Origin of the sequence: Micromonospora cynarisoli (genome assembly GCF_030518815.1) — a bacterium.
Classification (GTDB): Bacteria; Actinomycetota; Actinomycetes; order Mycobacteriales; family Micromonosporaceae; genus Micromonospora; species Micromonospora wenchangensis.
Window position 1 is genome coordinate 133,325 of sequence record NZ_CP130426.1, and the last position, 22,927, is coordinate 156,251.

Here is a 22,927-nt window from a genome sequence, read left to right on the forward strand (position 1 = left end):
TTGTTTCGTGGCCTTGACGTTTCCGTGAAATGCGTTAAACACTGCATGCAGATCTCGTCGACATGAGAGAAGGCACATGGACCTCAAGGCCGCACCCCCCGCTCCGGAGACCCGCCCGGTCACGCTGCCGGACGCCGCGGTGACGGACGTACGGTGCCGGGTCTTCCGGGCCCGCCCCACCGAGCAGATCGCCATGTCCTTCGCACCGCTGACCCACCGCGTCATGATCCTCATCGAGGTCGAGCTGGCCGACGGCTCGGTAGGCGTCGGCGAGAGCTGGGCGAACTACCCGGCCTGGGCGTGGCGCGAGCGGACCGCCACCATCCACGACGGCGTCGCGCCGCTCCTGACCGGCCGCCGCTTCCCCGACCCGGCCACCGCCCAACGGGAGCTGCTCGCCGAACTGACGCCACTGGGCCGCCAGTGGGGCGCCCCCGGCCCGGTCCACCAGGCGATCAGCGGCGTCGACATGGCGCTGTGGGACCTCGCCGCCCGCCACGCCGGCACCAGTCTGGCCCGGCTGCTCAGCCCGGCCCCCCGCACGGAGCTGCCGGTGTACGGCTCCAGCCTCGGACCCACCGGGGTCGCCGACGTCGCCCGCCGTTGCGCCGCACTGGGGCTCACCGCGGTCAAGGTGAAGGTCGGGTTCGGCGCGGACACCGACCTCACGAACGTCGGCACCGCCCGGCGGATCCTCGGCGACCAGGTGCAGGTCTACGCCGACGCCAACCAGGCATGGCGGCTCACCGAGGCGCTGGAGATGATTCCCGCGCTGGCCGACCTCGGCGTCGCCTGGGTCGAGGAGCCGCTGGCCGGCGACCACCCCGCCGACCTGGCGGAGCTGGGCCGCCGCACCGGCATGCCGCTCGCGACCGGGGAGAACCTCTACGGCGCCGCGGCGTTCGAGCCCTACCTCGACGCGGTCGAGATCCTGCAACCCGACCTCGGCAAGGTCGGCGGCGTCACCGAGTACCTGAAGGTGCTGACCGCCGCGACCGCCGCCGGGCGGACCGTGAACCCGCACCTCTACAACGGCGCGGTCGCCACCGCCGTGACCGTCCAGGCCGGCGCCATTTCGCCCGCGACCCGACTCATCGAGTGGGACATCCGCTCCAACCCGCTGCGGCAGGCCGCCGACGGCCTGCTCACCGCCCACGGCACCGTCCGCGTGCCGGACGGGCCCGGCTTCGGCATCGAACTCGACCAGGACCAGCTCGACGTGTACGAGGAGCAGCTACCGTGACCGAACCCATCGTCAACGACGTCCTCTCGGCCGCCACCGCCGTGCGCATGGCCGGCCGGGTGGTGGGCGGGCCGCGCCTGACCGTGCTCGACCCGGCCACCGGCGAGCCGTTCACCGAGGTCGGCACCGGTAACGGCACCGACGCGGCCACGGCCCTCGACCTGGCCCGGCAGGCACTGCCGGCCTGGGCGGGCACACCACGCGACGCGCGCTCGGCCGCACTGCGGGCCATCGCCGCCGACGTCGAGGCGCTCGCCCGGGAACCCGAGTGGCCCGCGCTGATCACCCGGGAGACCGGCAAGCGGCTGCCCGAGTCGGCGGCCGAGCTGGCGCTGACCGTCGCCTACTTCCGGACCATGGCCGACCTGCTGGACCAGCAGGACGCCGAGCAGTTCTCCGTCGTACCCGGGATCGCCCACCGCGTGACCGCGCGGCCCGCCGGTGTCGCCGCCGTCCTGACCCCCTGGAACTTCCCGGTCTCCATCCCGGCGCGCAAGGTCGCGCCGGCGCTGGCGGCGGGATGCCCCGTGCTGTTCAAACCCTCCGAACTGGCGCCGCTGTCGTCGATGGTGCTCTCCGCGGTCGTCGAACGCCACGTGCCCGCCGGGGTGCTGTCGACGGTGCTCGGCACGCCCACGGACGTCGTCGACCCCTGGCTCGCCGACCGGAGCGTCGGGGTGGTGTCCTTCACCGGGTCGACCCGGGTCGGTCGCCTGGTCGCCGCCGCCGCGGCACCGCGCTTCCTGCGTACGGTGCTGGAACTCGGCGGCTGCGCGCCCTTCCTCGTGCTGCCCGACGCCGATCCGCAGGCGGCCGCGCAGACGCTGCTGGTGGCGAAGTACCGCAACAACGGCCAGTCCTGCATCGCCGCCAACCAGATCCTCGTGGCCCGGGAGGTGGCCGACGAGTTCACCGAGGCGTTCGTCGCGGCGACCGAGAAGATGGTCGTCGGCCTCCCCACCGACCCGGCCACCGACCTCGGTCCGCTGGCCCCGGCCGGCGACCCGGCCCGACTGGCCGCGCTCGTCGACGAGGCGGTGAGCAGGGGCGCGCGGAAGATCACCAGCGGTGCCGTCCCCGGCACGGGACACTTCGCCCCGGCGACCGTGCTGCTGGACGTGCCCGCCGACAGCCGGGTGATGACCGAGGAGATCTTCGGACCCATCGCGCCCCTGCACGTCTACGACGACCTCGACGACGCGCTGGCCCTGCACCACGCCACCGGATACGGCCTGGCCGGCTACGTGTGCGGTACGGACCTCGACCGCGCCGACGCCGTCGCCTGTCGTCTCCGCGCCGGGATCGTCGGCATCAACACCGGCACCCCGAACACCCCGTGGATCCCGTTCGGCGGCCTGGCGGACTCCGGTCTCGGCTACGAGGGCGGCCGGGCCGGCCTGGCGGCCTTCCAGACCTTCCTGTCCGTCGGCGCGAAGGCACAGGGGTGAGCATGCGGCTGCTCATCGGACAGACCGGCGCGCCGACCAGCGTCGTCAACGCCAGCCTCCGGGGATTCCTGGAGTCGACGGCGGAGCACGACGTGCTGGCGCTGCGCGGCGGCCCGGACGGACTCGTCGAGGGCCGGCTCACCCCGGTCACCGCCGCCGACGTACCGGCCGCGGCGACCCGGCACGGCGGGTCCTGGCTCGGCGCCGGCCGGCGCGCCGTCACGGAGGCCGACCTCGACACCGCTCTCGACGTGCTGGCCACCAACGGCGTCGAGGGGGTGGCCCTGATCGGCGGCAACGGCACGATGGCGCTGCTGCGCGCCCTCGGCGACCGCGCCGCGGCGACCGGGCGCGAGCTGAACGTGATCGGCATCCCCAAGACCGTGGACAACGACCTGGTCGGCATCGACCACTGCCCCGGGTACGGCTCCGCCGCGCGCTACCTCACCACCGTCGTCCCCGACCTGGCCCGGGACCACGCGGCGATGGCCGGCATCGAACCGGTCCGGATCGTGGAGACCCTCGGCCGCTCGGTGGGCTGGCTGGCCCTCGCCGCAACGCGGCACCGCGATGATCCGGCCCACGCACCGCACCTGGTCCTCATCCCGGAGCTGCCCTTCGACCGGGCGGCGTTCCTCACCGCCGTGCAGGACGCGCTGCACGCGCACGGGCGGGCGTTCGTGGTCGTCAGCGAGGGCGCGGCCAGCGAGCTGACCGACGACCCGTTCGAGGCGGTCAACCACACACGGATCATCCTCGGCGGGGTCTGCCGGGCGCTGGCCGGGCTGGTGGGCACCGAACTCGGTGTCGCCGCCCGCGGCGAGGTGCTCGGCATGGCGCAGCGCAGCAGCGGCGCGCTGGCCAGCGAGGTGGACCGCGCCGAGGCCGCAGAGGCCGGACGGCAGGCCGCGAAGCTGCTGGCCGACCGCGCCACCGGCCTGATGGTCGGCCTGCACCGCGACGCCGGCCGGACCACGTACGACCCGGTGCCGCTCGCGGAGGTGGCGGGCCGGACCCGCCCCGTACCCCCGCAGTGGCGCACCACCGAACCCGCCGACCTCGGCGACTTCCACGACTGGCTCTCCCCACTCCTCGGCCACGACTGAAAGGCATAGAAGATGCGACACAGGTTCTTGAGCACGGGGTTGGCCCTCGCCCTCGTCGGCGGGCTCGCCGCCGGCTGCGGCGGTGGCGACTCGGGCGGCAGCGCCGACGAGATCTCCCTGGTCATGTCCAACCACCCGTGGCAGAAGGCCATCGAACCGCTGCTCCCCGAATTCGAGAAGACCGCGGGCATCAAGGTGAAGGTGCAGACCTTCGCCGAGCAGCAGGCCCGCGACAAGATCTCGCTGACCCTGCAGTCGCGCAGCTCGTCGATGGACGTCTTCATGACGCTGCCGTCACGCGAGGGCCTCCAGTTCAGCAAGGCCGGCTACTACGCGCCGCTCGACGACTACATGAGCAAGTCCGCCGCGTACGACGCCGCCGACTTCCCGGCCGCGGTCAAGGGCGGCATGACCGTTCAGGACACGATGATCGCCGCCCCCGTGAACGTCGAGGGTGTCGTCCTGTACTACCGGACCGACCTGTTCGAGAAGTACGGCATCACGCCGCCGAAGACCCTCGACGAACTGCCGACGGTCGCCGCCGCGATCAAGCAGAAGTCCGACGGCAAGGTCACGCCTATCGCGCTGCGCGGACAGTCCGCCGCCCTGCCGTTCACCTTCGGCCCGTTCCTGCACTCCCAGGGCGTGGAATGGACCAAGCCGGACGGCACCCCGAACTTCGACTCGCCGGGCGCCGCCGACGCGATCAACCGGTACGCGACCCTCGCCCGCGACTACGGCCCGCCCGGTGTCGTGAACAACACCTTCACCCAGTCCTCCGCGCTCTTCGCGGCCGGCACCGTGGCCATGGAGCTGGAATCCAGCAACGAGATCAGCAGCATCAACGACCCGAAGACCTCGAAGGTGGTCGGCAAGATCGGCGTGCTGGACTTCCCGGCCGGCTCGGCGGGCTCGAAGTCGACGGTCCTCAGCTGGGGCATCGCCATGTCCTCCTACTCCAAGCACAAGGACGCGGCCTGGAAGTTCATCGAGTGGGCGACCAGCAAGGAGACCCAGCTCAAGCTGACCGAGGGTGGCATCGCGCCGCCGCGCACCTCGGTGGCGCAGGACAAGGCGTACACCGACACGTTGAACACCGACACGCTGAAGCAGTGGAGCCAGGCGCTCGCCAACGTGCAGACCAACGGCTCCACCGAGGTGGGTCCGGTCGGTGTCGCCGCCCCCGAGATGCGCAAGGTCGTCGGTGACGCGGTCGGCAAGGTGATCCTCGGCCAGGCGACCGCCGAGGCCGCGGCCAAGGAGATCCAGGACGGCCTGACGCCGCTCCTGGCGAAGAACGCCGGATGAGCCATGAGTGACCTGATGACGAAGCGGCCCACCGCCTCCGGACCCGCCAGCGCGGTGCCGGCGGCGGGGGCGCCGCCCCGGCGGTCCCGCCGCCGGGTCGACCCCACCGCCCGCGGCGTGTTGCCGTTCGCACTGCCGGCCGTGCTGGTCACGGCCGTGCTCGTGCTCCTGCCGGTGGCGTACACGATCTGGTTGTCGGTCAGCGACCGACGGTCCGACGGGACGAACGCGGGATTCCTCGGGTTCGCCAACTACGCCGAGATGTTCGGCAACCCGGAGTTCTGGAACTCGCTGAAGATCACCCTGTTCCTCTTCGTGGTCTGCCTGCTCGTGGAGACCGTCCTCGGTCTCGCCCTCGGGTACGTGATGAGCCTCGACGTGCCCGGCCGGCGGATCTTCCAGGGCATGATGCTGGTCCCGGCGATCACGGCGTCGGTGGCGGTCGGCCTGGTGTGGCTACTGATCATGGACCCGTCGCTCGGCGCCGCCAACCAGCTCCTCGCCACGGTCGGCATCGACCCGGTGGTGTGGCTCGGCGACCCGGACATCGCGCCCTGGTCCATCGCCCTGGTCGACATCTGGCAGTGGACCCCGTTCATGGCCCTGATCATCTCGGCCGGGATCCGGTCGCTGCCCGAGGAGCCGTTCGAGGCCGCCGCCATCGACGGCGCGAGCGGCTGGCGCACCGCCTGGAACATCGGCCTGCCGCTCCTGCGCCCGGTGCTCACCGTCGCGATGCTGCTGCGCACCGTCGACCTCGTGCGCTTCTTCGACACGATCTACATCATGACCCAGGGGGGTCCGGTGAACTCCACGAACACCCTCAACGTGTACGGCTACAACGCCGGCTTCGTCGACCACGAACCGAGCTACGCCGCCGCCCTGCAGATCGCACTGCTCGTGCTGGTGATCGGCATCGCGGGAGCCTTCACCTGGTTCCGGCAGCGGGGCGCGCGATGACCAAGCGGCTCAGCGGCATCTACGCCGCGTACCTCGCCTTCGCCGTCGTCTTCTTCGGCCCGGTGCTCTTCATGCTCTGGTCGTCGCTGCGCAACAACGTCGACATCACCGGCTCGCTGTTCGACATCGGCGCGCCACTGACGCTGGAGAACTTCACCAACCTCTTCGCGCGCTTCGAGTTCGGCCGCTACATCCTCAACAGCTTCGTCGTGGCCGGCGGGTCGACCATCCTCGGGCTGGTGCTCGGCGCGCCCGCCGCGTACGTGATCGTCCGCCGCAAGCTCGCCGGGCTCGGCTTCCTCACGCTGCTGGCCCGCATGGCCCCCGGCGTGCTGTTCGTGCTGCCGCTGTTCGTGCTCTCGATCCGCATCGGCGGCCCGGACAGCGTGGCGCTCAACTACACGCTGCTGATCGTCGCGCACCTCATCATCACGCTGCCGCTGTGCATCTGGCTGCTGGTGCCGTTCTTCGAGGAGATCCCGATCAGCATCGAGGAGTCGACGCTCATCGACGGCGCCAACGCCTGGCAGCGGTTCTGCCGCATCGCCCTGCCGCTGGCCCTGCCCGGGCTGTCGGTCGCGCTGACGCTCAGCTTCATCTTCAGCTGGAACTACTTCCTGTTCGCCCTGGCCCTGGCGAACGAGCGGACCCTCCCGCTGACCGTCATCGCGTTCAACTTCATCGGCCAGGGATCGAACGACTTCGGCGGCCTGATGGCCGCGAGCACGCTCATCTCCGCGCCCGCCCTGCTGCTGACGGTCTTCGCGCAGCGCTGGCTGGTGCGCGGCCTCACTGGAGGAGCCGTCAAGTGACGTCCATGCGGGCCCGCTTCCAGGGCAACGGGGAAATCACCTTCGAACAGGTCACCCTCGGCGACGTCGCCGAGGGCGACGTACGCCTGCGGGTCGACGTCTGCGCGCTCTGCGGATCGGACAAGCGGCTGCTGCACAGCGGGTCGACAGTCGTCCCGGGCCACGAGATCGGGGGCACCGTCGTCGGGGGCGCGCTGCCCGAAGGCACCCGGGCCATCGTCTACATCCCGGTCTTCTGCGGCACCTGCGTCCGCTGCACGGCCGCCCGCACCAACCAGTGCCTGCACCTGTCACAGCTCGTCGGCTGGCAGCGCGACGGCGGCTTCGCCGAACACGTGGACGTCCCGGCGCGGTGCGTCCTGCCGGTGCCGGACGACATCCCACTGTCGGTGGCGGTCCTCGGACTCGACACGGTCGGCACCGCCGCCCACGCCCTGCGGCTGGCCCTGCGTACCCAGGACTCGGTGGACCGCACCCTGGTCGTCGGCGCGGGACCGCTCGGCCTCGGTGTCGTGGCGGTCGCCCGGGCCATGGGGATCGCCGTCGACGCCGTCGACCCCCATCCCGGCCGCCTCGACACCGCGACGGCGCTCGGCGCGACGCCCGCCGGTGACCTGTCGGCGGAAAACCAGTACGACATGGTCGTCGAGGTCAGCGGCGCGAACGCGGCCCGGGAGACGGCACAGCGGGTGATCCGGCCCGGCGGCACCATCGTCGCCCTCGGCGAATCCACCGAGCCCTACACCATGCCGGCCACGCCGCGCTGGCGGCGGACCGACTGCTACACCGTCCGCTCCTTCTACTTCCCGGTCAACGAGGTCGAGGCGAACTGGGATCTGCTGCGCGTCGTGGGCGCGCCGCTGCGCGACCTGATCGTCAAACCCCTCACCCTGCGCGAACTGCCCGAGGCGTTCGCCCGCTTCGTGGCCGGCGACCACGTCAAGCCCTGCATCGTGTCGGCGAACGCCCATTCCGTGTCGGAGGTAGCCCGATGAGCCTGTTGATCCTCGCCGTCGACCAGCGTCCCTGGCTGACCCAGGCCCTCTACGGGCACACCACCACCGCGCTGCCCGCCGAACGCGCCGCGGTCACCGACGGCAAGCACATGGTCCTCGAAGGACTACTCGCCGCCCTCGCCGCCGAGCCGCGCCTGGCCCCGCACGCCGGTATCCTGGTCGACGACCAACTCGGCGCGGGCGTCCCCGAGCGTGCCCGGGCCCACCGGGTGGCGGTGAGCATGCCGGTGGAGCGCGGCGGCTGCGACGTGTACGAGACCGAACCGGCCGACCTGCCGGGGTTCCTCGCCCACTTCCGTCCCGAGTTCCCCAAGGTGCTGGTCCGCTACAACGTCGAGGGCTCGGCTGCGGACAACCGGGAGCAGCGGTCCCGGCTGGCCAAGGTCTCCCAGGCCGTACACGACGCCGGTGGCCGTTTCCTCTTCGAGCTGCTGGTGCCGCCGACGCCCGAGCAGCGCAACATCCCGAGCGAGGTCTTCGCAACCGAGGTCCGGCCGGGGCTCATCCACCGGGCGATGACGGAGATCCTCGCGGAGGTGCCCGTTGACGTCTGGAAGCTGGAGCACCTCGGTGCGCCGGAGCACTACCGCACAGCCGCCGACCTCGCCGCCCAGAGCGGCGGCGAGTGCATCCTGCTCGGGGCGAACGCCCCGCGGACCACACTCGACGGTTGGCTCACCGACGCGGCCGCCAACGGGTTCACGGGCTTCGCCATCGGCCGTAGCATCTGGTGGGACTCGCTGCGCGGACTTCTGACCGGTGCACTGACGCGGCCCGAGGCGATCGCGGCGGTCGCTGCCAACTACCGCCACTTCGCAGGGACGTTCCTCCAGTGACCAGCTCTCTTCAGACCGACCAGCGCGTCGGTGAGGTGCTCTACAAGACGCTCCGCGACCGGATCATCTCCGGCGAGTTGCGGCCGGGTTCGCGGCTGAGCGTCCCGGCGCTCGCCGAGGAGTTCCACGTCAGCCGCAGCCCCGTCCGGGACGCGGTCATCCGCCTGGTCCAGGAGAACCTGGTCGCCGAGACGATGAACCGCGGCGCCGAGGTCGCCCGCATCTCCCGCGCCGAACTGGTGAGCCTCTACGAGGCCCGCGAGGTTCTGGAGGGCGCGGTGGCCCGGCTGGCGACGGAGAAGTACGACGGCTCGCTGCGGCGGGCCCTGCTCGGGCTGCTCACCGAACACCGGACCGTCGCCGAGCAGGGCGACTTCGCCCGTCACATCGAGTTGGACGCGGCGTTCCACCGGGAGATCCGGCAGGCGGCGCAGAGCCCGGTGCTGGCCCGGATGCTCGACAGCGTCCAGAGCCGGGTGCTCGTGGCGATGCGGTCCACGAGCCTGACCGGTGGCATGGTCCAGGCCGTCCACGACCACCAGGCCATCTTCGAGGCCATCGGCGCCGGTGACCCGGCGGCCGCCGAGGACGCCGCGCGCGCCCACATCCGCCGGCTCAGGGAGTTGTTACGTGCTGCTGACTGAGGCCCGCTTCTTCGGCGTCGGCGACGTCCGGCTGCTCCGCTCCGAAGCGACGCCGCCGGGGCCGCTGGAGGTGGCGATCGCGCCCCTCGCGGTCGGCGTCTGCGGCACCGACAGCCACATCGTGGCCGGCAGCTTCGCCGCCGCGCCGCAGGTCGTGCTCGGCCACGAGGTGTGCGGCCGGATCACCGAGGTCGGTGCAGCCGTCGACGGGCTCACCGTCGGTGACCTGGTCACCGTCGAACCCCACGACTACTGCACCCGGTGCACGTACTGCCGCCTCGGCCAGGAACACCTCTGCGACGCCAAGCGGGGGTACGGCGTGAAACTCGACGGCGGCATGACCGAGCGGATGGTGGTGCCCGCCCGGATCGCCTACCGGCTGCCGGCGGCGACACCGCCGTGGATCGGGGCGATGACCGAGCCGCTCGCCTGCTGCCTGCACGGTATGGACCAGCTCGACCCACGCTCCGGGCTGCCGATCCTCATCTTCGGCGCCGGGCCCGCCGGGGCCATGATGGTGGCCCTCGCCAGGGCCCGCGGCCTCGCGCCGGTCGTGGTGCTGGACCCGCGCCCCGACCGGCGGGCGGCAGCCCTGCGCATGGGCGCCGACGCCGCGTTCGACCCGACGTCGCTGGACGAGGCCGTCGCGCTGACCGACGGGCTCGGCTTCCCGCACGTGATCGACGCCGTCGGCTCCGGCCGGATCCTCGAATCGGCCATCACCGTGTCGTCGCGGGGCGGCCGGATCCTCGTCTTCGGGGTGGCCCGACCCGACGACGAGGCGCGGGTACGCCCCAACGACATCTTCGCCCGGGAACTGACGCTCGTCGGCGCGGTGATCAACCCGTACACCCACCACCGCGCCGTGCAGATGCTGCCGTCCCTCGGCCTGGACCGGCTGCGTCCGGCGTTCTACGGCCTGGACGAACTGCCCGAGGCCCTGCAGGCGCAGCGCACGGGCACGGCCGACAAGGTGTTCGTCGCCCCGCACGGCATCCCCGCCGCACAGGGCACCACCGGCCCGGGTCAGGCAGTCCACCGCCCGGGCACGTGACCGGGCCACCGCAGCACCAGGAAAGCCCGCTGCCGACCCGCCCGAACGGGACCGTCGGTCAATTGCGCGAGGAGGGGCGCGTGTTCGACGAGATCGACGACATCGACTGGGTACGGCTCGGTCACGCCTACGGCCCGGCCTGCTCCGCGCCCTGCGCTCGCCCGACGAGGAGGAACGCCACGCCGCAATGGAGGCAGACGCGGCCGAGGCGGCGACCGCCCTGGTGGCGGCCGGGTTGCTCGGCGTCGCACCCGACGCCAAGCTGCTGGCCGATCCGCGCCCGGTGATCCGCTGGGCCGCCGCGATCGGCCGGGCCCGGGTGCTCGGCGTCGACGCCGACGAGGCGACGGTCGACGAGCTGCTCGCCTGGACGGCCGCCGCCGGGCCGGGCACCGGCGGGGCCGAGGTGCCTTTCCTCGACGGCGACCTCAACGGGTACGCGGGGCTGTCCCTGCGCCTGCTCGGCCCCCGGCACGCCGATCGGGCGCTCGACCGGCTGCCCGTCGCCACCGGCGAGCAGGCGTTGCCGGTGGCGGCCGAGGCGCTGCGCCTGGCCTTCCCCGGCGGCCGGCTGCCCGCCGCGGTGCCCCGCGCTGCGTTGGCGCCCCGGCAACGGCGGCTCGTCGAGGTGCTGGCCCGCTCGCCCGGGGCGTTAGTACTACGGGGGCCAGTGCTATCGAGCCGCAGTCGCCTTCCGCACAGACGCCCGCCTGAACGGCCCATCCACCGACTCCATCGCTGCCAGCAGACTCGGCCAGGTGACGAAGCGACTCACCGGGAGACCCACCTCAGCCCAACGACGTACGCCTCACCGGCGAAGCGTCGAGTTCTCCAGACTGCCCTGGTTCTCCCCGTAGAACCGCTTGTTCTCGGGCAGGGAGTTCGGAGCGTCGCCGCGAATACCGGGGTAGGTGGTCAGCCGGTGCGCCGCGACGGGTTCGGGTGGTTCTGGATGCCCCGTTTGGCGGTCGTCGGTCGTGGTCGGGTCAGGTGACGGCGATGACGAGGGCGGTGTTGTGCCCACCGAAGCCGAAGGAGTTGGAGACAGCGGCAGTGGCCTGGTTCTTCCGGGGCGCGTCGACGACGACGTCCAGGTCGACGGCGGGTTCCACCGCCTGGACGTTGGCGGTGGGCGGTACGAGACCGTGCCGCAGGGCGAGAACGGTGTAGATCGCCTCGATGGCGCCGGCGGCACCGAGGGGATGGCCGGTCACTCCCTTGGTCGAGGTGATGACGGTGTCCCGACCGAGTACCCGCCGCACGGCGGCGGCCTCGGTCACGTCGTTGAGCGGGGTGGACGTGCCGTGCGCGTTCACGTGGCCGATGTCGTCGCTACCCAGTCCGGCCTCGGCCAGGGCGGTGCGCAGGGCGCGTTCGACACCGGCACCGTCGGGCGCCGGGGTGGTCGCGTGGTAGGCGTCGGTGGACGCGCCGTAGCCGAGCAGGTGGGTTCGTGGCCGGACACCCCGGCTGCGGGCGTGTTGTTCGGTTTCGAGCACCACGACGCCCGCGCCTTCCGCCATCACGAAGCCGTCGCGCTCGACGTCGAACGGGCGGGAGGCGCCGGCCGGGTCGTGCCTGCGGGTGGACAGGGCCTTCATCCGGGCGAACGCGGCGGCGAAGTACGGGGTGACGGCGGCGTCGGTGCCGCCGGCGACCGCGACGTCGGCGACGCCCCAACGCAGCAGGTCCCGGGCGAGACCGATGGCGGTGGCACCGGAGGCGCACGCCGTCGCGACGGACATGCTGGGGCCGTGTGCGCCGAGGTCGATGGCCACCTGCGCGGTCGCCATGTTGGGCAGCGCCATCGGCAGGGTGAGCGCCGAGATCCGGGCGGCACCGGTTTCCAGCATTCTGCGGTGCTGGGTCTCGGTGGTGATGGTGCCGCCCGCGCCGGTGCCGATGATGACGGCGACGCGGTTCGGGTCGCAGTCGGTGATGTCCAGGCCGGCGTCACCGACCGCCTCGCGGGCCGCGACGACGGCGAACTGGGCGTGGCGGTCCAGCAGCCAGGTTTTCCGGCGGCCGAGCAGTGTGTCGGCGTCGAAGTCGGGTACCACGCAGGCGAAGTCGACAGGTAGGCCGGCCAGCTGCGGAGGCCGCACCGCGGTCGACCGGCCGGTGAGGACCCGGTCCCAGTTGGCGGGCACGCCGATGCCGGCGGGGGTGACCAGCCCGAGACCGCTGATGACGACGGGTGCCGGTGTCACCGGGGCGCGCCCATGGCGGTGAGCAGGGCGGCTATGTCGTCGACGGAGGCCGTCTGGGAGATGTCGTCGTCGGAGATCGTCACGTCGAACTCCGCCTGGAGGACCTCGGCGAATTCGACCAGGGCGAGGGAGTCGAGGTGGAGTTCGTCGAGTGTGGAGTCGGGTCGGATGGTGGCGGGTTCGACGCCGAACCGGGTGGTGAGCAGCTCGCCTATGCGGTGGTGCAGCGCGTTCATTCTGGCTCCGGGGTGAGGTGTGGCGATGCCGTGGGGAGCGGGGCTGCCCGGCGGTGCGGTGCGTCGGGCAGCCGGGCGTCCGGGGGATCTCGGCTGGTCAGCCGTCGAGTTTCTGGTCCTTGACCCACGGCCACCTGGTGCGGTCCAGGTAGGTGTGATCGGTGACGATCGTGCCGTCGCGGAAGGTCAGGATGGCGCACCAGGGGGTTTCCCAGGTGGTGCCGGAGTCGGTGTCGGTGCCGAACAGGACCGCTTCGACGATCACGTGGTCGCCGGCGGCGATCAGGTTGTCGATGCGGGCCCTGCGGTCCGGTGCGGCGTCGAGCACCGACTGCTCGATCTCGTGGAACTGGGCGCGGTCGGTGATGTCGATGAGCCCCGGGCACACCACGTTGACGTCGGGGGCGTAGCTGTCGTCGATCATGCGGTGGACGTCGGTGTTGTAGTACTCGATCCAGCGGTGGACGGCGGCGACGTTCTGTTCCTGGCGGGTCTCAGCGGACATCGGTGGTGCTCCTGACTCGGGTCAGCGGCCGGGGCCGCGGCTGGTGGCGGTCGAGTAGTTCGCCGATGACGGGGCGGGGTGCCGCGAAGGCGGTGGCCGATGCGCCCGTCAGGTCGGTGGTGTGGGTGTTGTCGAAGGTCTTCGGTGAGCAGGTGTAGGGCAGGTGGAAGGCCAGGGCGTTGGCCAGCAACCGGTCCAGGGCGTCGAGTTCGCGGGGATCGTCGACGAACACCGGTGCGGGGAGTCCCGCACGGGTGAACACGACGTCGTACATCTCCTGGGCGCTCGGCGCGGTGGAGTTGGTCAGGTGGTAGACGGTGCCGCCGGCACCGTGCAGTCCGGCGCGCACGCCGTTTTCGACGACGTGGTCGAGGGGCACGAGGTTGATCTCGCCCCAGCCGTCGCCGCAGAGCCTCGACGGCTGGCCGAAGAGGCGGTCGCCGTGGCGTTTCTCGTACTGCCGGCGGAACCGGGCGACCCGGGTGGCCAGGTCGTAGAGGCCGGAGAAGGCGCTGGTGCGCAGCGTCCGGCTGTCGGCGACCACCGCGCTGGGGCGCAGGATCCGCCAGCTGAGCCCGGAGGCCGCGACCAGCCGCTCGGCGGCGACTTTGGTGCGTTCGTACTGGTTGTTGACGGGCTGGTCGGCCGGAGGGAGCGTCTCGGCCTGAGGGCCGCGACGGCGACCGGCGACGTAGGCGGTGCTGATGTGGACGAGTTCCGCGTCGTGTTCCCGCGCGAGGGCGACGACCTGCTCGGTGCCGACGACGTTGGCCCGGTGCGTCTGGGCGGAGTAGCCCGATTCGTAGGCCAGCGACGCCGCGCTGTGCCACAGCAGGACCCGGCCCGGAGGAAACCGGAGCGCGGTCGCCACCGCGGAGAGGTCGGTGATGTCGCCGGGTACCGCCCGGAGCCGGTCGCTCCGGATCAGCTCAGGTGACCGGTCCTGCTCCTGCGCGGTACGGATCAGCTGTGTGTGCAGCCGCGTCTGTGCCTGCTGCGGGGTGGGGGCGCGCACCAGGCACCAGACCGGATCGTCGGTGCGGGCCAGCAGGTCGAGTACGAATGCGCTGCCCAGCATGCCGGTGGCGCCGGTCACGACGTGGGTGGTCGGTCTGCTCATCGGTGTCGTCGTTCTCCTTCCCGGGCGGGCCCGGCGGTCGCGGGGTGCATGGGGTCGAACGGCGAGGCGGGTGATGCCGTGTCGTCAGCCGTCGGCCGGGCGACGGCCGACGGCCTGCCGCAGGTCCTCGGCCAGCTCGCCGACGGTTGCCGGCACCCACGTGTCCTCGGCCATCAGGACGACGCCGTAGTGCGCTTCGAGGCGTCCCAGCAGGTGCAGCATCCGGATGGAGTCGGCGCCCTCGATGTCCATCAGCACCGTCGCCTCGTCCACCTCGGCGGCAGGTGCGTGGAAAGCGTCGCGGGCCCACTGCGTCACCCGCGACACGATCTCGGAACGGGCGGAGTCGACGGTTGTCATGACATCTCCTGTCGGTTTCGGTGTCGGTCTCGGCGAAGGCCGGGAGGAGGTCACGGCGATGCCACCGTGGGCGTCCGGGTGCCGGCGAGCAGGTCGCGGGCTGCGCCGCGCTGCCACTTCCCGCTCGTGGTGCGGGGCAACGTGCCCCGCCGTACGACGTGCACCTGCACGGCGCTGACGCCGAGTTCGCCCTGCAGCCGGCGGCGGATGTCCGCCGCGACGTGAGCGGCGCGGTCCATGTCCAGGCTCTCGGCGACCACGACGAGGTGTTCCTCGTCCAGACCGAGCTGTCCGGCGGCCTGCGCTGCGGCGAACGCGACGCACCGTCCCTGGTGCACCCCGGGAACCGTGCGGGTGACCAGTTCGGCGTCCTCGGCGAAGATGTTCCGGCCCGCCACGACGATCATGTCCTTGTCGCGGCCGGCGACGAACAGGTCCCCGTCGAGGCGTACCCCCAGGTCACCGGTGCGGAGCCAGCCTCCGTCGAAGGCCGCGGCGGTGGCGTCGGGGTCGAACAGGTAGCCGGGGGTGACCGGGTCACCGATGATCTGCACCTCGCCGACCCGGCCGTCCTGCACCTCGACGCCGGACGGGTCGACCAGCCGCAGCCGCAGCCCCTGCACCGGCCGACCGACGGACACCAGCGGACGAGCCCCGCCGGCGTCGGCATCGACGTGACGGACGTGCCCGCGGGCGGCAAGAACCTCACGGTCGACGTGGACGATGCGCGGCAGGCTGCCCGGCGGCGGGAACGCCGCGCACAGCGTCGCCTCCGCCAGGCCGTACACCGGGTACATCACCCCGGCGGCGGCCCCGTACCGGGCCATGGTCTCGGTGAAGCGGTGGACCGTTTCGGGACGCACCGGCTCGGCCCCGTTGTACGCCAGCCGCCACCGGCGCAGATCCAGCCCGCGAGGATCGGACCGGTCGACCGCCTCGGTCATCAGCGCGTACCCGTAGTCGGGGCCGGTCGTGGCGGTGACCTGCTGCCGGGACAGGTATTCCAGGAACGCGACAGGTCGGCGGATGAAGTCGGTGGGCGTGAACATGTGGACCGGCAGCCCGGCCAGCCCGTACCCGAGGGCGGTGAAGAACCCCATGTCGTGGTGGTGGGGAACCCACTGGACGAGGCTGTCGCGGCCGGTCACCGCAGACGAGGCGAGCAGGGCCCGCAACCCGGCCAGCACGGTGGCGTGGGGCAGCGTCACCCCCTTGGGGAACGCGGTGCTGCCGGAGGTGTACTGCACCACCGCCAGGTCGTCCGGGGTGACGTCGGGCAGTCGGTCGGACCGGTCACCGGTCACCGGCAGGGGCACCCAGCGCAGCTGCGGCCTGAGCTGGCGCACCGCCCGGACCAGCCGCTCGTATCGCGGATGGACCACGACGTGGCGCATCCCGGCGGCATCGACGATGCGGGTGATGCGGGCCGCCGCCACCTGCGGCGACTCGCCCATCGGGCGCACCGGCAACGCGGACACGCTGCCGCCGGCCAGCATGATGCCGAACGCGCCGAGCCACAGGTCGGGGCCGGTGGGCGTGAGCAGCCCGACCCGGTCCCCGGGGCGGACACCGGCGGCGACCAGTCCACGTCCGGCGGCGACGGCCCCGCGATGCAGCTGGGCCGCGGTCAGCCGCTGCGACACACCCGGGAACACCCAGCCGGTGTCCGGTGCCGCGACGGCCAACCGGCGCAGGGCGTCGGGCAGCGTCGCACCCTCGATCTGCGCGGGTTGCGGCGGGTCGACCGGTCCGTGCACCGGTGCCGGGATGGCCACCGGCAGCCGGTCCCAGCCGTGCACCACCATGCCTGCGGCCCGGACCACCGGACCGGCGACCCTCAGGCCGGCGCAGACGCGGGCGACGAGCGGAAAGACGATCTCCCCGGTGAGCTGCGCCAGGGTCGACCCGACGCAGTAGTGCGGGCCGACGCCGAGGGTCAGCGATCGGGGCGGCTCCTGGGCGACGCCGTCGACGCTGACCGGGGCGAACCGGAACGGGTCGAAACGATCAGGATCGGGGTACTGACGTGGATCGCGGCCCGCCGCGGCCACCTGGACGACCACCATGCACCCCTGCGGCAGGCGCACCCCGCCGAGGGTGGTGGGTCGGGTCACCCACCGGCCGGTCATCTTGGCCGGCGGGTCGTAGCGCAGCACCTCGCGGGTGAACGCCGCAGCCAGGTCCGGCCGGTCGCGCAGCAGGGCCGCGAGGTGCGGCTGTTCGGCCAGCAGGAACACCCCTGTGCCCAGCATCGCCGCCGACGTCTCGTTGCCGGCGCCCAGCAGGAAGGTGACGTTGTCGACGAGGCCCTCGACGTCCTCCGCCGGCCACTCCTCGACCAGGTCGGCGGTGAGGTCCGCCCGCGGTCCGGCCGGGTCCCCGACCAGGCGGTCCCGCAGATAGTCGCGCAGCTCACCGACGGCGGCGTCGGCTGCCGCGAGATCCGTTCCCGGCGGGTTGAAGTCGTTGGCGTCCATCACCGCCGTCGACCAGTGCCGCAGCCGTGGCAGGTCGGACTCGGGAAAGCCGAGGAGGGTGGCGAGCAACGCCATCGGCAGGTGCAGCAGGTCGTCGGTGACGTCCACCCGCCCGCCGCGTGCGGCCTCACCGAGCCTGCGTACGTACCGGTGGCAGAGCTGTTCCATCTGCGGCCGGTGCCGGGCCAGCTGTTTCGGCCCGAACAGCTTCACCAGCAGCCGGCGTGCCGGCTGGTTGTCCGGCGACTCCCGATGGTTGAGCGCGTTGTAGATGGTGGAGACCGAGGGGTGGTCGCGCCAGGTGGGCCATGACCGGTCCGCCCACACCGTGTCGCACACCCGGAACACGTCCGGGTTCCTGAGGACCTGCTCGCACTCGGGATAGCCGAGCACGACGGCGCGGCGCGGACCGATCGGCAGGACCGGGGCGTGGGCCAGCAGGGTCCGGACGTGTGGGAAAGGGTCACGACGCCCGGCGTCGGACCACAGCGCCTCCAGCTCGGCCAGCGCCTGCGCGCGCCCGACGCTCCCGGTCCTGGGCACATCCTCGGCCATCGACACTGCTCCCTTGGTTGGGGTCCCGGTTCAACCCGGGCTCACCTGCTGTCGTCGGTGAGAATCTCCAGCGTGCTGACGACGAGCCTCCGCTGTCCGTCACGCAGCACGACCTCCACGAACTCCGAACGGGGGCGGGGTCCCGTCATCGGCCGCCACGCCCGGACGTCGGCGCTGATCGTCACGCTCGCGTCCACATTCGCCAGATAACACATCTGCTGGTCGACGACGATCCTGCCGAGGAACGTCTCGTCGGTCCGGTGTTGGTGCCGCCACCACCGCAGCAGCGCCCAGTCCACGATCGAGAAGTAGGAGGCGAAATACAGCAGACCGACACCGTTGAGGTCACGCGACGGGTCGATCTGATAACTCAACCGCAGGTCCTCCCCGACCGGCACCGCCTCGGCCGGGCGCAGGGTGAACGCCATCCGCGCCCGACGCATCGTGGGAAGAGGACAGTGCGGCGGCGGAATCTCCGGCAAACTGTCGAGCGCGAAGTCCGGCGGCAGCGCCCGGAGCAACGCTTGGTTCGAACCCTCCCGGCTGCGGGCCACCCACCTGTTGAGCGTCTGCACGTACAGGCGGTCCGCGTCACCGGCCGTCACGAACTCGTGCAGGTCGAAACCGTCGCCGCGCCGCCGCGGCGACCGGTCGATACGGTGCAGCGCCAGCACCGACTGGCCCCGCGTCCGGTAGAGGGCCGTGTCCACCTGGAGCCGGTCCCCGAAGGTCGGCGTCCGCAGGTGAAAACGCCGACCACCGCGTATCCGGAAGTAGCAGAACGACAGATAGGCCGGCCGGCCCTGCGAATCGTGGGTGTCCATCACGTCGATGCCGCACGCCGCCCCGACGGCGTCCCAGGTCCAGTCGCCGATCCGGCCGACGAACAGCGAGTTGTGCCCACACATGCTGGGCCACACCACCTCGGTACGGGCCTGGACCACCGGAGCGAGCACAGTCACGGTCACCATCACCCTTCGCCGAGGCGCACCACGTCGCCGGTGGTCGAGAACACCGCCGGCCGCGCGGAGACCTCCGCGCCGCGACCCCTCAACGGGGCGTCACGCTGCCGACGATAGGCGGCCCGAAACCACCGCCCGCGACATCACGTGGTGTGCAACAAGCGGCGGCTGTTGCAGCCAAGAGAACTGGCACCGCACCCGGAGGAAGCGCTCGGACATGCGCAACCCGGACGTGCGGCACCGTGCTCAGCACCGGGGAGGGGCGTCCACTCCCGGTTCCGTCGCGGGAGGGCGGACGCGCGCCGCTTGACCTGTCACTTGTATTTTGCAAGTATGGACCGCATGAGCCTCTTCATCACCTGTCCGGTCGAGAGCGTCGAGCGCGCAACCGCCTTCTACACCGCCCTCGGCTGGACCCTCAACGCCGAGATGTCCGACCACAACGTGTCGTGCTTCGCGATCGCCCCCGAGCAGTACGTCATGCTCGGCAGCCGCGAGATGTACGCGAGCGTCGGCGGAGTCGAGGAGCTGGTCGGCGGACCTCAGACGCCCTCGAAGGTCACGGTCTCGTTCGACCTGGGCAGCCGGGAGGCGGTCGACGAGCTGGTCGACCGCGCCGGTGCTGCTGGCGGGCGGATCGGTGAGACCGACGACTACCCCTTCATGTACCAGCGCCAGTTCGACGACCCCGACGGCTACCACTACTCACCGTTCTGGATGAAGGCGGACGCCGATCCGACCGCGTGAGCGACCTCGCCGCGGCCCTCGACATCGTCGGAGCACGGTGGGCCCTGCTCATCGTGGAACGGCTGCTCGACGGGCCACAACGCTACGGCGATCTGCAGCGCGACCTCGGCGTGCCGACCAACATGCTGGCGATACGCCTGCGTGAACTCGAAGCGGCGGGCGTGCTGATCCGCCTGCCCCTTCGACACAACACCCGGGCCTATGCGCTGACCGACCGCGGGTTCGCCCTACGCGAGGCGATCGTCGCACTCGGCAACTGGGGCAGGAACGACACGTAGGACTGCAGTCATCGGCGACACGCGTGAACGAGCGAACGTCGTGCCCGTTCGGTCAACTGCAGTGCTACCTCCGTCGTGGGATATCCGCGAAGCAGCGGGGGACGCTGTCGCCCGGCGACGAGTGGCCGGCCAGCCATCCAGCTCGCGCCTGCTCGTTTCCGGCTACAGTCCGGCCTTGCCCGTGGCCCAGTAGGGCCGCGTGGTGATCGCGCGTCGGTCGAGGAGGCCTGCGCCGACGAGTGCTTCTCGTTGGCACTGGATGGACTGGGCATGCCCGAGCAGGAGCACGCCGTCGATACCAGTGAGCTCCCCGCGGCGAATCGACTCGTCGAGCCACGAGCGGATCCTGGCACCAGGATTGTCTGCGAGCGCGGCGAGGAACCGGTAACGCGGCCATCGCTCGCGGAGCTGGTCGACCGCGTCGGACGGAGCTTCGACCAGAACGGTCGGCGCGTGGGGGTCGGCGCTGGCGACGGCATCGAGGGTTCCGAGCGCGCAGCCGTCGCCGATGAGCAGCCGCCGGGTGCCAGTCACCCGCAACGGGACGTGGCGACCGGCCAACAGCGTGGTTTCCGTCCCTGGGCGCAGGTTCTGCAGCCATCGCGCACCCGGTCCGTCGCCGTGAAGGGTGGCGAGAATGGTGATGCGGTCGGCTGCTTCGACAGTGCGGACGTTGTAACGCCGTCCCTCTGTCGGCGTGGCGCGAACCTGCACCTCGTGGCCGGGCCGCCACCCGCCCGCCGGCGGCTCGGCGTGGAACTCGACTTGCAGGAAGTGAGGCGCGATCTGCGCAGCGCGCAGCACGCGCGCTCGACGTCCCATGAAGGTCTCGGCGAGTCTGCCGACGAGGGCCGGTGCTGTGGGCATGAGCGTTTCTCCTTACGAGGGGCTCAGGGCATTCGCGCTGGGCCAGAGCTTGGCGAGGTCGATGGTCACCTCGGACAGGGGCTGGCCGAGACACGTCAGGGTGTAGCCGGCGGCCCGCTGCTGCGGGGTGAGACAGTTCGGCTCGCTCAACACGACGTCGCCGCGGCGAAGCCGCACGACGCACTCGCCGCAGGTGCCGACGGTGCAGGAGAACGGCAGGTCGATCCCGGCGGCGAGACCCGCGTCGAGCAGACTCTGACCGGGCTCGACCGTCCCCGTGCCGACGGGCTGCCCGGCTGCCTCGACGGTCATCGGCTGCGGCGTGGTGGTCGCGATCGTGGTGCCGGCACCCGAGGCGTACGTCTCGTGGTGCACCCGCGCGTCCGGCACGTCGAGGCCCGCCAGCACGTTCCGCACGGTGCCCATGAGCGCCTCGGGACCGCAGACGTAGTAGTGGGCGTCGGCGGCCGGCGAACGGCCGGTGAACCAGTCCACCAGGCGACCCGTGTCGAGGCGGCCGTCCCGGCCGGTCAGGACGTGGGTGACGGACAGCCGGTCGGGGTGCTCCGCGGCCAGCCGGTCGAGGTCGGCGGCGAAGATGACCTCGTCGGCGTCCCGGCTGCTGTAGAGCAGCGCGACCCGGTCGCGGCCGGCCCGGTCGGCGAGCCGCGTACGGATCATGCTCATCATCGGCGTCACGCCGCTGCCGGCGGCGACGAGGAGCATCTCGGCCGGCGGCTCGGCCTCGGTGTGGAACGTCCCGGACGGGCCGTGCAGGGCCAGACGGTCCCCGACGCGCAGCACCCGGTGCACATGGCTGGACAGCCGACCCCCCTCGACCTGCTTGACGGTGACCTCCAGCCGCGTCATCCCCGGCGCTGACGAGGCCGAATAGGCGCGCCGGACCGGGCGGCCGTCGACATCGACGACGAGCGTGAAGTACTGGCCGGGCCGGAACGCGAAACCGCCGGGCCGCCCGGCGGCGTCTTCGAGGACGAGCGTGACGGTGGTCGGCGTCTCCCGCCGTATCTCCACGATGCGCACCTCCCGCAACGGACTTCCGGCCCGGCCGCCGTCGGCCCGCCGTTCGTCCGCGAGGTCGGCGTAGCCCTCCTTACGCAGCCCGGAGCGGTAGGCGCGGCGCATCACCACCCGCAGCAACCGCGACAGCCCCGGGATCGCGCCGATGATCCTGATCAGCACCGCAGGCGGCCCGCCCGGCGCGTCCGCCGAGCTGACGGCGAGATGCTCCAACGCGATCATGGTGAGGTCCGGCGCGGCCCTGCGGTCGAGGTGCGCGCCGGGATGCCACAGCCGGGCCCGGGCCACCGCGTCGTTGCCGGTCACCTCGGCGTGCTCGACGTCGATGACGAGCGCCGCGTGCGGTGCCAGCCCGCGCAGCGCGAGGGTCCGCAGCAGGGCCGGGTCGTCGGTTATCCCGCCGCGCCCGCGTACGTGCAGCACCCCGCTTCGGCCGGGCACGAGCGCGGCGAAGGCGAGTCGCTCGTCCTGCAACAGGTTGTGCAGCGTGTCGGCGCGCTTGTTGCCCCTGCGGTCCGCGAGCACGAGCGTCCGACCGTCGAGGACCCGGACCACCGTCCCCCGGTCGCCTCGGGGACTGGTGTCGCTGCCACCCTCGTTGTCCCAGCTCGACAGGGCGAGGAACGGCGCTGCGGCCAGGAACTCGGCCACACCTGGCGCCCCCAGCGGCTCACCGGCGGCGATCTCCGGGGCCGGCGCGGTCGCGGTGGGCGGCTGCCACAGGCCGGAACGAAGGATGGCCTGCGCGCAGTGCACGTACGCCTGCCTGATCGCCACCGTGGTCCGTGCTCCCCGGTGGGAGGTGACCGTGCCGTTGACGCGCAGGACCTCGCCGACCCCTGGCAGCAGGAAGAACATCGACGCCGGCCCGGGGGCGGCCTCGGCCCCGGGGAGGGCGAACGAGATCCGCGTGGGGGAGTGGACGCGGGCGAACCCGGTCACACCACCGACGAACGTCGTCCGGCTCGTGCCGCCGGTGTCGCGGTAGCCGAACGCCGCGATCGGGCTGTGGGCCAGGACGGTACGGCAGCCCGCGTCGAGGGCACCGACCTGCTTGAGCATGACCGCGGAGGGCGGGCGGCCGACGAGCGCCTCGACCTCGTCCACGGTCGTGAGTCGATGCAGCACTACGGTTCCTCTCG

22 protein-coding genes are annotated in these 22,927 nt (G+C 72.0%); 13 read left to right on the forward strand and 9 right to left on the reverse strand.

The features are described from left to right. Positions 1-76: 76 nt before the first annotated feature. The 11 genes from Q2K16_RS00420 to Q2K16_RS00470 all read left to right on the forward strand — a co-directional run bounded on the left by Q2K16_RS00420 (position 77) and on the right by Q2K16_RS00470 (position 11,421). Positions 77-1,243, forward strand: a complete 1,167-nt coding sequence (locus tag Q2K16_RS00420; RefSeq protein WP_302742796.1) for a mandelate racemase/muconate lactonizing enzyme family protein — start codon at positions 77-79, stop codon at positions 1,241-1,243. Next, positions 1,240-2,691: an aldehyde dehydrogenase family protein gene (locus Q2K16_RS00425; protein WP_302742798.1), complete on the forward strand. Its 1,452-nt coding sequence runs from the start codon at positions 1,240-1,242 to the stop codon at positions 2,689-2,691. The genes Q2K16_RS00420 and Q2K16_RS00425 overlap by 4 nt, the downstream gene beginning before the upstream one ends. Before the next feature lie 2 nt (positions 2,692-2,693). Next, positions 2,694-3,797: a 6-phosphofructokinase gene (locus Q2K16_RS00430; RefSeq protein ID WP_302742800.1), complete on the forward strand. Its 1,104-nt coding sequence runs from the start codon at positions 2,694-2,696 to the stop codon at positions 3,795-3,797. 12 nt (positions 3,798-3,809) lie between these two features. Next, positions 3,810-5,105: an ABC transporter substrate-binding protein gene (locus Q2K16_RS00435; protein WP_302742801.1), complete on the forward strand. Its 1,296-nt coding sequence runs from the start codon at positions 3,810-3,812 to the stop codon at positions 5,103-5,105. Positions 5,106-5,108: 3 nt separating this feature from the next. Next, positions 5,109-6,065 (forward strand): carbohydrate ABC transporter permease, encoded by a 957-nt coding sequence (locus Q2K16_RS00440; protein WP_302742803.1) that lies wholly within the window; start codon positions 5,109-5,111, stop codon positions 6,063-6,065. Then, positions 6,062-6,877: a carbohydrate ABC transporter permease gene (locus tag Q2K16_RS00445; RefSeq protein WP_302742804.1), complete on the forward strand. Its 816-nt coding sequence runs from the start codon at positions 6,062-6,064 to the stop codon at positions 6,875-6,877. The genes Q2K16_RS00440 and Q2K16_RS00445 overlap by 4 nt, the downstream gene beginning before the upstream one ends. 5 nt (positions 6,878-6,882) lie before the next feature. Further along, positions 6,883-7,872 carry an alcohol dehydrogenase catalytic domain-containing protein gene (locus tag Q2K16_RS00450; RefSeq protein ID WP_302746333.1) on the forward strand — a complete coding sequence of 330 codons (990 nt, stop codon included), beginning with the start codon at positions 6,883-6,885 and terminating at the stop codon, positions 7,870-7,872. Next, positions 7,869-8,729, forward strand: coding sequence for a 2-deoxy-5-keto-D-gluconate 6-phosphate aldolase domain-containing protein (locus Q2K16_RS00455; RefSeq protein WP_302742806.1), 861 nt, complete (start codon positions 7,869-7,871; stop codon positions 8,727-8,729). Before Q2K16_RS00450 ends, Q2K16_RS00455 begins: the two co-directional genes overlap by 4 nt. Continuing rightward, positions 8,726-9,373 carry a GntR family transcriptional regulator gene (locus Q2K16_RS00460; RefSeq protein ID WP_302742808.1) on the forward strand — a complete coding sequence of 216 codons (648 nt, stop codon included), beginning with the start codon at positions 8,726-8,728 and terminating at the stop codon, positions 9,371-9,373. Before Q2K16_RS00455 ends, Q2K16_RS00460 begins: the two co-directional genes overlap by 4 nt. Beyond that, the gene (locus Q2K16_RS00465) at positions 9,360-10,427 is read left to right on the forward strand and encodes an alcohol dehydrogenase catalytic domain-containing protein (protein ID WP_302742810.1); all 1,068 of its coding nucleotides are present in this window, start codon (positions 9,360-9,362) and stop codon (positions 10,425-10,427) included. Before Q2K16_RS00460 ends, Q2K16_RS00465 begins: the two co-directional genes overlap by 14 nt. Positions 10,428-10,614: 187 nt before the next feature. Next, positions 10,615-11,421, forward strand: a complete 807-nt coding sequence (locus Q2K16_RS00470) for a hypothetical protein (RefSeq protein WP_302742812.1) — start codon at positions 10,615-10,617, stop codon at positions 11,419-11,421. Here the strand turns inward: Q2K16_RS00470 and Q2K16_RS00475 are convergent. The 7 genes from Q2K16_RS00475 to Q2K16_RS00505 all read right to left on the reverse strand — a co-directional run bounded on the left by Q2K16_RS00475 (position 11,414) and on the right by Q2K16_RS00505 (position 18,861). After that, entirely contained in the window at positions 11,414-12,637 is a 1,224-nt protein-coding gene (locus tag Q2K16_RS00475; RefSeq protein ID WP_302742813.1) for a beta-ketoacyl-[acyl-carrier-protein] synthase family protein, read from the reverse strand. The two genes, Q2K16_RS00470 and Q2K16_RS00475, sit on opposite strands and share 8 nt — an antisense overlap. After that, entirely contained in the window at positions 12,634-12,873 is a 240-nt protein-coding gene (locus tag Q2K16_RS00480; protein WP_302742815.1) for an acyl carrier protein, read from the reverse strand. Before Q2K16_RS00480 ends, Q2K16_RS00475 begins: the two co-directional genes overlap by 4 nt. 97 nt (positions 12,874-12,970) lie before the next feature. Then, a complete protein-coding gene (locus Q2K16_RS00485) occupies positions 12,971-13,378 on the reverse strand; it encodes a nuclear transport factor 2 family protein (RefSeq protein ID WP_302742816.1) in 408 nt (135 codons plus the stop codon). Further along, a complete protein-coding gene (locus tag Q2K16_RS00490) occupies positions 13,368-14,498 on the reverse strand; it encodes an SDR family oxidoreductase (RefSeq protein ID WP_302742817.1) in 1,131 nt (376 codons plus the stop codon). Before Q2K16_RS00490 ends, Q2K16_RS00485 begins: the two co-directional genes overlap by 11 nt. 84 nt (positions 14,499-14,582) lie before the next feature. Then, positions 14,583-14,858: an acyl carrier protein gene (locus Q2K16_RS00495; protein WP_302742819.1), complete on the reverse strand. Its 276-nt coding sequence runs from the start codon at positions 14,856-14,858 to the stop codon at positions 14,583-14,585. A gap of 50 nt (positions 14,859-14,908) precedes the next feature. After that, complete coding sequence (locus Q2K16_RS00500; protein WP_302742820.1) at positions 14,909-17,890, reverse strand: cytochrome P450; 2,982 nt, start codon at positions 17,888-17,890, stop codon at positions 14,909-14,911. A gap of 41 nt (positions 17,891-17,931) precedes the next feature. Then, complete coding sequence (locus Q2K16_RS00505; RefSeq protein WP_489671839.1) at positions 17,932-18,861, reverse strand: LnmK family bifunctional acyltransferase/decarboxylase; 930 nt, start codon at positions 18,859-18,861, stop codon at positions 17,932-17,934. A gap of 333 nt (positions 18,862-19,194) precedes the next feature. Here Q2K16_RS00505 and Q2K16_RS00510 point away from each other — a divergent pair, with 333 nt between their 5' ends. Further along, on the forward strand, positions 19,195-19,599 hold the full coding sequence (locus Q2K16_RS00510; protein WP_302742822.1) for a VOC family protein: 405 nt from the start codon (positions 19,195-19,197) through the stop codon (positions 19,597-19,599). Continuing rightward, entirely contained in the window at positions 19,596-19,877 is a 282-nt protein-coding gene (locus tag Q2K16_RS00515) for a winged helix-turn-helix transcriptional regulator (RefSeq protein WP_302742824.1), read from the forward strand. The genes Q2K16_RS00510 and Q2K16_RS00515 overlap by 4 nt, the downstream gene beginning before the upstream one ends. Positions 19,878-20,039: 162 nt before the next feature. On the opposite strand, the gene Q2K16_RS00520 is transcribed toward Q2K16_RS00515, so the two are convergent. Both Q2K16_RS00520 and Q2K16_RS00525 read right to left on the reverse strand, forming a co-directional pair. After that, a complete protein-coding gene (locus Q2K16_RS00520) occupies positions 20,040-20,744 on the reverse strand; it encodes an SIP domain-containing protein (RefSeq protein WP_302742826.1) in 705 nt (234 codons plus the stop codon). A gap of 12 nt (positions 20,745-20,756) precedes the next feature. Further along, positions 20,757-22,913 (reverse strand): 2Fe-2S iron-sulfur cluster-binding protein, encoded by a 2,157-nt coding sequence (locus tag Q2K16_RS00525; protein ID WP_302742828.1) that lies wholly within the window; start codon positions 22,911-22,913, stop codon positions 20,757-20,759. Positions 22,914-22,927 lie beyond the last annotated feature (14 nt).